A 12301-nucleotide genomic window follows, 5' to 3' on the forward strand; every position below is an offset into this window, starting at 1 on the left:
GATGTATGGATCATATATCCATAGAACTAACACCAAAATCAAAGTTGATTTCCAACCATCACGGATTCAGGAGTCTATTCATGAGGCATGAACCTCCTTGTGGGAATGGTATGGTGACACATCTATTTCTAATCAAGGAATCGGGTTCGTGTCTCTTTTTATTTTTCTGTAGAGAATCTGCTTTAGTACAGTTTCTTATTAATTGCTGGTTCTACTCACGCGCGTTCTTTAGCGTGGATTTAATTTTTTCTTCTTTGTTACATTATTGGACAATATTTAAATAGAAAATGTTGATAAAAAATCCATGTGGACTAGGTGATTTGTATGAAAACTTTTTTGTGACCCCAAGACAGACGAAAAAGCATATTAGATTTTTGGGAAGATAGGTAGTATGCAAGAATTATATGAATTAGCACGATTGATCGAACAAAAAAATAGAATAGAAAGAAAAATAACAGAAATAATTGGGCGCCTGGCGTTAATCGGACATGTTGGAGAGTATATCGCTGCGAAAGTTTTCGGCATTTCGTTAGTGGATTCGGCTTCTAATAAAGGATTTGACGGATATTTTACCAAAGGGAATCTAAAAAGGGAAAACGGTGAATATTAAGTTTTATACAAAAAACGAAAGATTGTTAGATATAAATCCGAATGGGCTGCCTGATTATTATTTACTATTGACAGGAGATTTGCGTTCAGCGGCTTCCTCCCGTGGATGGACGAGACCGTGGTGTATTTCCTACGTTTATTTATTTGAGGCTTCAGCGCTGTTAGAGCAACTGAAAGCGCGCAATGTCAAAATTGGGATAGCGACAAGCGTCGCCGGGCGATATTGGGAGGATGCGGAGATTTTTCCTTCTTCCAAAAATCCGATATACACGTTAACTAATGAACAAAAAGAATGGTTAGAGTTGTTTTCATTACAAAGATAGCAAAGAGATATTTATGAGAATTATAGAAGAAAGGATTGAAATCTATGGAAGCCGTATTAGTTTCATCATTAGAAGAGGTACTAGAAAATGTAAAACAGTTTAATAAAGATTTGCAAAATGAAACAGATATTGTTCAACAACTAACACAATTCAAACATTGGTATTACATTTCTGATTTGCAAGCTTTCGGTCCAAGCAAATATATAGGATATAAAGATATGAATACCGACAAATATGCAAGAGGAAAAGGAAAAACAGGAATAGATACGGAAAAAGTGTTGAAGCAATGGTTTGTGAAGCTTCCAAAAGAATCTATTCGCAGCCAAGAATTGATGAGCGAGCTGGAAAAATTGCTTGAGCAATATGGAAAGAAAGTCCGCAGTAATGCGGTTATCCATGTATTAAAAAGAGAAGGGGGATGAAGTAAAGATGAAAATCGCACTAATTAGTTGTACGAAAAAAAAGAGAAGTTATCCTTGTGCGGCAAAGGAAATGTATGAACCATCTTCTTTATTTACCAAAGCGGTAGCATTTGTCGAGAAAAAAGGATATGACGATTGGTTTATTCTTTCCGCTAAATATGGATTGCTTCCAAAAGACATGGTCATTGATCCGTATGATGTGACGCTCAATCAAATGAAAGCGCCAGAAATAATAGCGTGGTCAGAGAAAGTATTTCAACAACTAAAAGCGATCCATCCAACAGAAGTCGATTTTTTCGCCGGCAAAAAATATCGGCATTATCTCATTCCAATGCTTGAAAGTCAAGGAATAAGATGCCGGGTACCGTTGCAAGGCATGAAAATCGGCGAACAACTCGAGTTTTATAATAAAGCGCTAAATGAAATTCATTCGTAGATAAGCGGATCGTTTCTTTTGTGTTCGTTTTTCCTTTCCTAAAGAGGCTCATTGTCAAAATACAACGATTATGGGGTAAAACTAATTGGATATATTTCAGTTAAAGATACCAACAACCATAAAAAATTGCCATACTACGATGAGAAGAAATAAAATAGCAAACAGTTTGTTCAGCAATAATGGCATACGGGATAAAATTTGTTGAATATAATAACAAAAACCAAGCATAAATAATCCACAATACTTATAAAAATAATCTAATACACTTTTTGGTTTAGCTTTGACAGCTGCATCATAATAAAAAAAGACAAGACGTTGGAAAAGGACAGATATTAATGCGAACATTATATTAGATGCTAGCCAAAATTGTACATAAGTACTAGGGTAAGGAATGTTGGCTGGGAGAAAAATTAAAGAAACTAGGGTAAAAATGATAAATGCAATAGCCATCCCCACCCATTCATTTCTTTCCCGTTTTTTTGTTATAGCCTGAATGATGCGATGTATGCTCAGTGTTGGTAGGTTAGGGACAAAGCAAGAGGGAAGAAACAGTAAAATAAAGAAAAGTTCAAAACCAGAGAAAAACGTGGAAAAGGTTACAAATGCATTATTTGTCCACTGATTTTTGTTGATTAGAAATAGAAATATAATGAATAAGAGAAAAAGGTGACTTTGCAAAAAGAAGCGAATGCCTCTTTTCAACGAAAATATTTCCGTTTCTTTATTTACTGGTGAGTTTGATTGTTGTTTGGCTTGAGAATGTGGAAGTCCATTTCTCATGGTATATATCTCCTTTTTCTAATAATTGATAGATTCTTTCTGCAAGCTTTGATTCGTATTTTTTATTTGCTCCTTTTACCCACGCTGGCGATGTTTTGATAATAAAATTTCCTTTCGCATCTTTCGCTAAAGTTAATAAACCGGTACCGAGAACGTGAACTGCAAGTAATCCTTTTGCAACAGTAAGCCCGCCGTTGAATTTGCCAAGGGAATCCAGCCAGTCAGCGACGGCGCCCACAAAAGTGGAATCTCCATATTCATTCATCTTCCTTCAAAATAACTACTGTTTATAGAAAATATGGAATTCATTATATATTTTACACAGCGTTTGTTTTCCAAGAAATATGAAACAGGAAAATTAAGGATTTCGAATCATTTTCTTCATAAAAATTATGATAAAAAATACCTATTTGAATTTTGAAAAAACTATTCAATCAGCCTGTATTTGTAAAAGAAACGCGCCTGAATGGGGAGTTTCTTTTTGTGTGCTTGGTATGAGGGCAGTCTATAGAAGGAGAGTCCCAAACCGCGAAGGCAGAAGTAGCGGCTAACCTAACGCAAGGGTGTCCGTGGCGACGTGGAATCGGTAGGAAGCAGGCGGCAAACTTCCAGCCTGCGGAATACGAACTTCATAGGAGGCTAGGTATTATTGGGGAAGTTTGCCGCAACAAAATAAAGCTCTTTCTGCCGAAGGTAATGCCAAGTAAATAAAGCAGACGTATACTGAACGGTACGTACGGTGGTGTGAGAGGGCGATGGGCAGCCCCCTCTCCTACTTGTTTTAGAAGACAATAGCTAATATTGTATTATGAGAGGTTTTTGAGCTGTTTTATATGATTACTAGATCTTACCTAACAAATGACCAAAGTTGAGTTATAATTTAGATAAAAAATAAAAGCAAGGAGCACGAACATGAACAAATGTCTTCTATCCGTATCTGCACTTAGTTTTCTTCTGTTTCTTGCCATATGGGCCGCGGTGGCGTCGGGGGCGACCAATGAGATAGATGAGCGGCTGCTGCAAATGTTTGATTCATGGGACTGGTTGGATGGCTTTACGATATTAGGCTATGGCTATTTCATCGGCATTGCGAGCATCCTGCTAGTGTTGTTTTTATGGCTTCGCAAGCGCGATTATTACGGCATGGTGCTTGTGTTGGTCGCTGTCGGCGGCGGTTACGGGCTGAACACGTTCATTAAGGATCTTGTCGGGCGGGCGCGGCCGCCATTTGCGCAAGGGGTGCACGGGTTTAGCTTTCCAAGCGGCCACGCGATGGTCGGCAGCATTTATTTATTGTTGATCGCGTACTTTCTAAGCAAAGAAGTAAAGAAAGCATCACAACGGTGGGCAATTTTTTTCATTTTCGGCCTTCTTGCGCTATTGACAGGGCTTAGCCGTCTAAGCCTTCAAGTTCACTATCCGTCTGACGTTTTGGCAGGGTTTTTGTTGGCTTGTGCGTATCTTTCGCTTTGTGTTGCTGTTTATCAACGTTTGAAAAGGAATTTTCCTCGTGTTTCAATGGTTGGAATGAAACCGAAACATGACTCATGACCGAGTAAAAGCGAGAAAAGGCTGTGGTCCTCAGGAAAAAACAGAAGCGTTTGCTTCTGTTTTTTATGTTTCTTGTCGTTTCGGTATGGTAGAATGAAAAAACAGACTATTCTTATTATTTCTGACTGAATGAGCTGGATAGTTGCTTTATGATGGAGATTATGCAAATCTGACTTTACGGATGCTTGGCTATTTAGATTATTCCGTATAGAGATTTAGGCTGTTTATGAACACAACATATCGATGAGTTCTCATAAAATGATTATGATAAACGCTTTCGAAAAAGATTTGGGGGGAAAGTCGTGACGGAACGGGTTGTAAAGACGGGATACTTATTAGGTGTGGCATTGACCCTATCCGCTGTTATTTATTTTTTTGCTTCCAATTGGCAAGGAATGGATCGTTTAGAAAAGGTAGGGTTAAGCATCGGGCTCATGTGGCTGTTTTACGGAACAAGCGCGATTTTCGCGTATGGCATGAAGCGTCATGATTTTTTGGGAAGGTGGTTCTTTGTCGCTGGGGCGGTGGCATTTGGAATTACGATGGCGCTCATCGGGCAAATTTATAATTCGCACGCGGACAGCTACTGGTTATTTTTCATTTGGCTCGTTCCAACCGTCGTATTGGCGTGGCTGACAAAGTACGAATTGCTTTCTGTCCTTAGTGTTGTACTGATGGAGCTGACGTTCTGGTTTTATTATTTTCCGTCTTCTTATGGAATTGTAAGAGGAGAATGGGAATCTTTTTTGATACTGCTGCTGTTTGCGATTGTAAATGGAGTCGTGTTCGTCTTTCATCGATCTGCCATCGTATCGTATCTTGCGTACGCTGCGATGCATGGCTGGCTGTTTGTCATTTACTTTCATAAGCTTGCTTATCATTATGTTGAATGGTGGCCGTATGTTTATGTGCTTTTATTGATCGGTTTCTTTTACTACTTTTTCGCGGTGGAGAAAAGGCGCATTTATGTATTGTTAACGAGTTTATTTGCGGGGGCATTTCTTGTTGTAGAATATTTTCGTTTTGTTGGTGAGCATTTTGAAACGGGATTTTTGCTTGGCGGGTTAGTTCTTTCAGCAGCGATTGTGTACGCAAGCGTATATTTGTTGAGACGAGTGAAAAACATTTCCAGTGAAGGGGAAAAAGGCCGTATTTTTCTTATTGTCTTTCAAGTCATTGTCACGTTTGTTGCTTCATTGATTGCGATTGCGAGCATTATGGGGCTTCTCGCGATATGGACGGAATCGCCTTCGATGAATTTGTTATTTGCGGCATCGGTCATTGGGTTTGTTATGCCTGCGATGTGGGGGCGGGACTGGAATCCGGCAGTACGATATACGTTGCTTGCGACCGGTTACGGTTTAGGGGCGATAACGGCGTTGGAAATATCGACGGTTTTGCTTACCGCCTACAGCATCGTTCTTCTTGTATGCTATCTATTATCCGCTGAAGCGGGAATTCGATCGCTTACGAATATGGCTTTATCATTATATACAGCGATGATCATGGATCATTGGACGGATGAAGCACGTCTTGCCTTGCTTGTTGTCGTTGTATTGAACGTATGCCTTTATTTGTTTCTCCAACGAAAAAAAGAATCTCGTCTATTGCCGCTCACATTAGGACTAGGAGCGTTTCTATTAACAAGCATAGACTTCTTTGAAGCAGATGTTTGGTATGTGATCGCCAATGCATTTTTTGCAGTAACGATCATCGCTCTCCTTTTTGCGCCGCCTATTCAAAAAGAACGTTACGAGCATTTGATCGTTTGGGGTTATTTTTGGCTGTTTCTTTTTTTCAAGTATTATGAATTCGCTTGGGATTTGTTGGATAAGTCGATGAGTCTGCTACTTGCGGGACTTTTGTTTTTCATCGGAACAGCGGTGCTGGAAAAACGAAAAGGGCTGCTTCGTCCTAGTGACACTCGCAAGTTGTATCGCAAATGGGCGCCTTTATTGGTTGCCATCGCGGCGCAAACGATATTTGCCGGTTATGTTGTATGGGATAAGGAACAACATTTGCGCAATGGAGAAGTGGTAAAGCTCGAACTAGAACCAATTGATCCGCGTTCCTTATTGCAAGGGGACTATGTCCGTCTTCGCTATGATATTTCGACGATTCCGCATATAGACGGACGCGGCAAAGTGCAGGTCGTCTTGCGGAAGGATAACGATGGCGTGCATCGGTTTGTACACGTATATTCGATGAACGGGAAAAAACAAGAAGGATACGTTCGGCAAGAAGGAGATGTGTTAGTAAACGGAACGCTTTATGGCAATACGATTGTTTACGGCATCGAATCTTACTTTGTACCAGAGGGTGAGGGAATGAATTTGCAAGAACGGACGCGCTTTGCGTACGTGCGAGTTAGCGAAACAGGTGATGCGTTGTTGGAGGAGGTTCGCGGCCAATAAGACAGGAGTGATTCAGCTCCTGTTTTTTGTAGGCAAAAAAGTTTATAGTTAGAGATCTTTTTTTCTGTATAGGCTAATAATTTAGGTGATAGGGGAATCACAAACAGAATTATTATTCTCCTTTTCACAAAGTTTTTTTATGTATTTTGATGGGCTGATTCAAAAGCATAAATTGCTTTGGGATCGGTCTTTTTCTTTTTTATCATGAATGATTAAAAGGAAAATTATGAAAATTTTCCTACATAAAATTGGGTGCAAGGTGGTATATACAACTATACCATAAACTGATATTCTATTATCAAAAAATGAAAACCCTTCCAACATCTCTGCTTCAACATTGGCTCCTGCTTTTTTCGCCTCAAGACAATGCACCAGGAGAAATGCGCTTTTTTCGTTTACTAGTTATTTCAAGGAAAAGGAGGTTGCTGATGAACAAACAGTCTGTTTCGCTCATTTTGTCGTCCGTATTATTAGGCTCGGTTATATTTTCTGCATCTCCACCCGTTTTAGCAGCATCCTATAAACATTCATCTCCCACGATGGAGCAAACGGAAAAGAAAGTGTACAAAACAGCTCAATCAAAAATAAAAATACAAACACCTTTTTCCTGGGACCATCCCGGCCCGATTTCTGCGGTTATTCACCCAGGATCGCCTAAAGCAGCTGGGATGAGGAAAGAACCTTTGCGGGAAATCGATCAAGTAATAGAACAGGCGATGCGTGACCGTGTCATACCGGGAGCGGTTGTTTATGTCGTTCGGAGAGGAATCATTGTCAAACATGAGGCGTATGGATACGCGAAGCGATATGAGGACGATTCGTTTACCGAACCGGAACAGCCGATATCGATGCGGGAAGATACTATTTTCGATTTAGCTTCCATCAGTAAACTGTTTACGACTACCGCAGCGATGAAACTATATGAGCAAGGAAAGTTTTCTTTAGATGATCCTGTCGCTAAATACATCCCGGAATTTGCGCAAAATGGGAAAGAAAAAGTAACCATTCGTCAGTTAATGACCCATACCTCAGGTTTTGCGCCGTGGATTCCGTTGTATCAAATGGGAACCAATCGGAATGACCGCTTGCAAATCGTGTTTGCGCAGCCGCTTAAAAATCCGCCAGGCACCACGTATACATACAGCGATTTGAACATGATTACACTAGGTGCGCTGGTGGAGCGGCTGTCCGGTTTGCGCCTTGATCAGTTTGTGTACAAATACATTACGAAACCGCTCGGTATGAACGATACGATGTATAATCCTCCTCCACCATTAAAGACGCGAATTGCCGCTACGGAATATCAGCCATGGACTGGGCGAGGGCTTGTCTGGGGAGAAGTCCACGATGAAAATGCGTGGGCGTTGGATGGAGTGGCTGGCCATGCGGGAGTGTTTTCCACCGCTCATGATTTAGCAATTTTTGCTTCGATGTTTTTGCAAAACGGAACATACGGTGGAAAGCGAATCCTACAGCCAGAGACCGTCCGCTTATTAATGGAAAATCAAATTCCGCAATTTCCTGGCGATGACCATGGATTGGGATGGGAACTTGCCCAAGGATGGTACATGGATGCGCTTTCGGAAAGTACGACGCTAGGGCATACGGGATATACCGGCACATCGATGGTCGTAAGCCCGAATAACAACGTGATTGCTATTTTACTGACGAATCGCGTTCATCCTACGCGGAATACCGTGTCAACGAACCCGCTTCGCAGGAAAATCGCCCGTTTAACGGCCGATGCCATTCCGGTTGCAATACCGGGGAAAGAACGAGCCTGGTTCGCGGGGTACGGTGACGGCTTGAACGCAGCACTATCGACAAATGTAACATTAAACGAACAAGCAACATTAACGTTTGATACGTGGCATCGAATGGAACCGAACGTTGATTTCGGAGTGGTGGAAGTATCATCAGACGGCACTCACTGGACGCAAGTCGGAGAGTTGTTGACGGGTAGCGGCGGAGATTGGGTGACTAAAACTGTTACGATTCCGGCGCATACCACCTCCATTCGTTTTCGCTATCATACCGATGCTTCTGTCAACGGACGTGGTTGGTATGTATCGAATATTCGTCTTACCGATGACAGTGGCAAAAAAATACCGGTAGCATGGGAAAGCAGCGAATGGGAACAACGTTCTAACTAACTTAGGGGGAGGAGAAAAAATGTTGTCATTTTACAAAAAAATAACGGCAGCAGTGATAGCGGTGATGATGCTTTTTGTCCCGTGGGCTTCGCCATCAGCGAACGCGGAGGAAACAACGGCCGATTTAATCATTTACCAAAACATTCCTGAAGTAGACGTGAAGATAAACGGAAATCAGCTTTCATTGCGGGCCCTTCATGTTCATCAGGAAGGATATTTCACCGAAGCAACAGAAGGGATAAGATGGAAATCATCCAATAAAACGGTAGCTGCCGTTGATGATCATGGTGTTGTTACTTTCTTCGGAAAAAACGGAAGAACGTTTATTACGGTGACAGACGGAAAACGGAAAGACCGCATCGCTTTTAAGGTCAAAACCGCTCCTGCATCGCAAAAAAACAGCAAACAGAACATGAAAGTGACCGTTGTCAAAGAAAAGGGAAGCCGCTATAACATCATTCAAAAAGCGATAGATGGCTTAACGTTGGAAGAAAAAATCGGCCAAATGCTGATGCCGGATTTTCGCAATTTCAATGGGAAGCCTGTCACTGATATGCTTCCGGAAATTAAGGAACTCATACAGAAGTATCATCTTGGCGGCATCATTTTATTCCGTGAAAATGTGGTGACGACGGAGCAGACGGCAAAGCTCGTCGCGGACTATCAGCAGGCAGCTGAAAAGTTCGGTTTGCTTATATCGATAGACCAGGAAGGCGGCATTGTGACGCGGCTGCAGTCAGGGACAAATATGCCGGGAAATATGGCATTAGGGGCGACACGATCGAAAGAGCTTGCCTGGAAAGTAGGGCATGCGATTGGAGAAGAATTACATGCGCTGGGAATTAACATGAACTTGGCACCTGTATTGGACGTAAACAATAATCCGGATAATCCGGTGATCGGCGTTCGTTCGTTTGGAGAAAATCCAGAGCTTGTCGCGGAACTAGGGGTATCTTATATCAAAGGATTGCAAGACAGCGGAGTTGCCGCTACAGCCAAACATTTCCCAGGACATGGAGATACCGCTGTCGATTCCCATCTTGGGTTGCCGGAAGTATCGCACGATCGCGACCGGCTTCAAAAAGTCGAACTGTATCCGTTTCAAAAAGCAATGGAAGCGGGAATTGACGCGGTTATGACCGCTCATGTCACATTCCCGAAAGTCGATGATACAAAGGTGATTTCGCAAAAAGACGGCACGGCAATTTCGCTTCCTGCTACTTTGTCGTATAAAGTGCTAACCGAGTTAATGCGTGAAGAAATGGGCTTTGACGGTGTCATTATTACCGATGCGATGAATATGAAAGCGATTAGCGACCACTTTGGACCGGTGGATGCGGCGGTAAGAGCGGTTCAAGCTGGTGCTGATATTGTACTCATGCCGGTGGGGCTGGAAGAAGTGGCAAACGGATTAAAGAAAGCCGTGCAAAACGGTGGCATTTCGCAAGAACGCATCAACGCCTCTGTAAAGCGAATTTTAACGTTAAAAGTGAAACGCGGCATTTTTAAACAAGAAACACCGCCTGATATGCAGCAAATCATCGACCAAGCATTGCGTGTTGTCGGTTCGCAAGAGCATAAACAAGTGGAAGCCGAGGCAGCGGCTAAATCGATTACACTAGTGAAAAACGACCATGTATTGCCGCTTCAAACAAGCAAAGTGAACAATCTCGTCGTTGTAGGAAATACGATGATTGCATCATTAGAGAAAGCAGTGCGAACCTATGTTCCAAACGCGGCTGTGATCCAAGCGTCTGCTCCTTTAAATGAGGCGCAGCTGCAAAAAGTGAAAGAAGCAGATGCGGTCATTGTCGGCACGTATACATTGAATGTATCAGGAAGGCTGCCTTCTAGCCCGCAAATGAAAATGGTGCAGCAAATTTTCGCAAATACGGATGCTCCTGTCATCGCAATCGGGATTCGCAATCCGTATGATGTGATGGCCTATCCGCATGTGGATGCCTATCTTGCGCAGTATGGTTTTCAGCAGGCAAGTTTCCAAGCGGCAGTGGATACGATTTTCGGAGTAAATACACCGACTGGCAAACTTCCAGTAACCATTCCGAGTTACGATGGCGGCGTGCTGTACGAATACGGCCATGGTCTCACTTACTAAAAAGGGGGGCGATTTTATGCGAAAGCGATGGTGGATGGTTGTTTCGGCAGTGATCTTGAGTTTGTCACTGTTTAGCGGCGTATTGGCAAAAGGGCCATCAGAAGAGAAAAAGAACAAAAAATTAGAGCTTGGTGTGGAAGTGCTGCTAAAGGAGCAAAAGCATTTAATCAAAGGAAAACGGGTTGGGCTCATTACCAATCCAACTGGCGTCGACCAACGCCTAAACAGTGTGGTGGATCTCCTGTACAATGACCCTGACGTCGAGCTTGTCGCTTTATACGGTCCGGAACATGGCGTGCGCGGCAGCGCTCAAGCTGGGGAATATGTTCCGTTTTATATCGATGAAAAAACCGGTCTTCCTGTATACAGTTTATATGGACCGACGAAAAAACCGACGCCGGAGATGTTGAAAGGAGTCGATGTGCTTCTTTTTGATATTCAGGATGTCGGAACACGGTTCTATACGTACATTTATACGATGGCGTACGCGATGCAAGCGGCAAAAGAAAACAATATCCCATTTATCGTGTTAGATAGGCCAAATCCGTTAGGCGGCACGAAAGTAGAGGGACCTGTACTCGATCCGAAGTATTCCTCTTTTGTCGGCATGTATCCGATTCCATTGCGCCATGGGATGACAGTTGGCGAATTAGCCTTATTATTTAACGAAGAGTTTGGCATCGGAGCCGATGTAACGGTCGTGAAAATGAAAGGCTGGAAGCGTTCCATGTATTACGACGATACACGGCTTCAATGGGTATTGCCGTCTCCAAATATGCCAACATTAGATACCGCGCTTGTGTACCCGGGAGCGGCTTTGATCGAAGGAACGAATGTATCGGAAGGCAGAGGAACGACAAAGCCGTTTGAACTTATTGGTGCTCCGTTTATCGACAGCATCGAATTAGCGGAGAAACTAAACGCTCTGCATCTGCCAGGGGTTGTTTTCCGTCCGGCAAGTTTCACGCCGACCTTTTCGAAACATAGCGGAAAATTAACACACGGCATCCAAATTCATGTCACAAACCGTGATGCGTTTAAACCGGTAGAAACAGGTTTGTCGATTGTGAAAACCATCCATGATTTATATCCAGATCAATTTGCTTTCAGCAAAGAAAACAGCCAAGGCATTTCATTTTTCGATCAGCTCATTGGCAATGGGTGGGTGCGTCAGGCAATAGAAGACGGGATATCAGTGGATGAAATGAAACAAAAATGGGAGAAAGATGTAGAAGCATTTATGAAGATCAGAAAGCAATACTTGCTTTACTAATGAGAGGGGGACCCTCTCTTTTTTTATGTGAGAAGACTTCAAAACCAGCGAATAAAATAATGTAACGAGGGCAAATCAACGGACTTGTTCTCGTCATGCATAAGCGTAGTCGAAAAATGGATCACAAGAAGTAGAATTTTCAAATTTAGCTTATATACTGTAGATGAGCATTTTTCATTACAATAATTTCCATGGTTAGAGAGACAAACAGGGTACCCCTTACG

The 12301-nt window shown here is 42.5% G+C and carries 11 protein-coding genes; 9 read left to right on the forward strand and 2 right to left on the reverse strand.

The window, feature by feature from the left end:
* The first annotated feature begins 391 nt into the window (after window positions 1-391).
* The 4 genes from DCC82_RS08920 to DCC82_RS08935 are packed head-to-tail and all read left to right on the forward strand — an operon-like array spanning window position 392 to window position 1790.
* Window positions 392-610: a hypothetical protein gene (locus DCC82_RS08920; protein WP_097354416.1), complete on the forward strand. Its 219-nt coding sequence runs from the start codon at window positions 392-394 to the stop codon at window positions 608-610.
* On the forward strand, window positions 600-932 hold the full coding sequence (locus DCC82_RS08925; RefSeq protein ID WP_097354417.1) for a hypothetical protein: 333 nt from the start codon (window positions 600-602) through the stop codon (window positions 930-932). The genes DCC82_RS08920 and DCC82_RS08925 overlap by 11 nt, the downstream gene beginning before the upstream one ends.
* 44 nt (window positions 933-976) lie before the next feature.
* Entirely contained in the window at window positions 977-1354 is a 378-nt protein-coding gene (locus DCC82_RS08930; protein WP_097354418.1) for a hypothetical protein, read from the forward strand.
* A 7-nt stretch (window positions 1355-1361) separates the two neighbouring features.
* The gene (locus tag DCC82_RS08935) at window positions 1362-1790 is read left to right on the forward strand and encodes a DUF6884 domain-containing protein (protein ID WP_062755391.1); all 429 of its coding nucleotides are present in this window, start codon (window positions 1362-1364) and stop codon (window positions 1788-1790) included.
* 96 nt (window positions 1791-1886) lie between these two features.
* On the opposite strand, the gene DCC82_RS08940 is transcribed toward DCC82_RS08935, so the two are convergent.
* Complete coding sequence (locus DCC82_RS08940) at window positions 1887-2570, reverse strand: hypothetical protein (RefSeq protein ID WP_081189801.1); 684 nt, start codon at window positions 2568-2570, stop codon at window positions 1887-1889.
* Window positions 2512-2835, reverse strand: a complete 324-nt coding sequence (locus DCC82_RS08945; RefSeq protein ID WP_233252956.1) for a hypothetical protein — start codon at window positions 2833-2835, stop codon at window positions 2512-2514. The genes DCC82_RS08940 and DCC82_RS08945 overlap by 59 nt, the downstream gene beginning before the upstream one ends.
* A 647-nt stretch (window positions 2836-3482) precedes the next feature.
* Here DCC82_RS08945 and DCC82_RS08950 point away from each other — a divergent pair.
* The 5 genes from DCC82_RS08950 (at window position 3483) to DCC82_RS08970 (ending at window position 12077) form a co-directional block, all read left to right on the forward strand.
* Window positions 3483-4121: a phosphatase PAP2 family protein gene (locus tag DCC82_RS08950; protein WP_097354419.1), complete on the forward strand. Its 639-nt coding sequence runs from the start codon at window positions 3483-3485 to the stop codon at window positions 4119-4121.
* Between the two features lie 302 nt (window positions 4122-4423).
* Window positions 4424-6535: a GDYXXLXY domain-containing protein gene (locus DCC82_RS08955; protein ID WP_015863669.1), complete on the forward strand. Its 2112-nt coding sequence runs from the start codon at window positions 4424-4426 to the stop codon at window positions 6533-6535.
* A gap of 428 nt (window positions 6536-6963) precedes the next feature.
* Entirely contained in the window at window positions 6964-8688 is a 1725-nt protein-coding gene (locus DCC82_RS08960) for a serine hydrolase domain-containing protein (RefSeq protein WP_097354420.1), read from the forward strand.
* Between the two features lie 19 nt (window positions 8689-8707).
* On the forward strand, window positions 8708-10804 hold the full coding sequence (gene nagZ, locus DCC82_RS08965; protein WP_015863671.1) for a beta-N-acetylhexosaminidase: 2097 nt from the start codon (window positions 8708-8710) through the stop codon (window positions 10802-10804).
* A 16-nt stretch (window positions 10805-10820) separates the two neighbouring features.
* Window positions 10821-12077 (forward strand): exo-beta-N-acetylmuramidase NamZ family protein, encoded by a 1257-nt coding sequence (locus DCC82_RS08970; RefSeq protein ID WP_097354421.1) that lies wholly within the window; start codon window positions 10821-10823, stop codon window positions 12075-12077.
* The last annotated feature ends 224 nt before the right edge of the window (window positions 12078-12301 follow it).

The organism is Geobacillus sp. LYN3 (assembly GCF_003064505.1).
Lineage (GTDB): Bacteria > Bacillota > Bacilli > Bacillales > Anoxybacillaceae > Parageobacillus_B > Parageobacillus_B toebii.

Coding starts and splice junctions, on each gene's coding strand:
- DCC82_RS08920 (WP_097354416.1), top strand. CDS start 392: ATGCAAGAATTATATGAATTAGCACGATTGATCGAACAAAAAAATAGA.
- DCC82_RS08930 (WP_097354418.1), top strand. CDS start 977: ATGGAAGCCGTATTAGTTTCATCATTAGAAGAGGTACTAGAAAATGTA.
- DCC82_RS08935 (WP_062755391.1), top strand. CDS start 1,362: ATGAAAATCGCACTAATTAGTTGTACGAAAAAAAAGAGAAGTTATCCT.
- DCC82_RS08940 (WP_081189801.1), bottom strand. CDS start 2,570: ATGAGAAATGGACTTCCACATTCTCAAGCCAAACAACAATCAAACTCA.
- DCC82_RS08945 (WP_233252956.1), bottom strand. CDS start 2,835: ATGAATGAATATGGAGATTCCACTTTTGTGGGCGCCGTCGCTGACTGG.
- DCC82_RS08950 (WP_097354419.1), top strand. CDS start 3,483: ATGAACAAATGTCTTCTATCCGTATCTGCACTTAGTTTTCTTCTGTTT.
- DCC82_RS08960 (WP_097354420.1), top strand. CDS start 6,964: ATGAACAAACAGTCTGTTTCGCTCATTTTGTCGTCCGTATTATTAGGC.
- nagZ (WP_015863671.1), top strand. CDS start 8,708: ATGTTGTCATTTTACAAAAAAATAACGGCAGCAGTGATAGCGGTGATG.
- DCC82_RS08970 (WP_097354421.1), top strand. CDS start 10,821: ATGCGAAAGCGATGGTGGATGGTTGTTTCGGCAGTGATCTTGAGTTTG.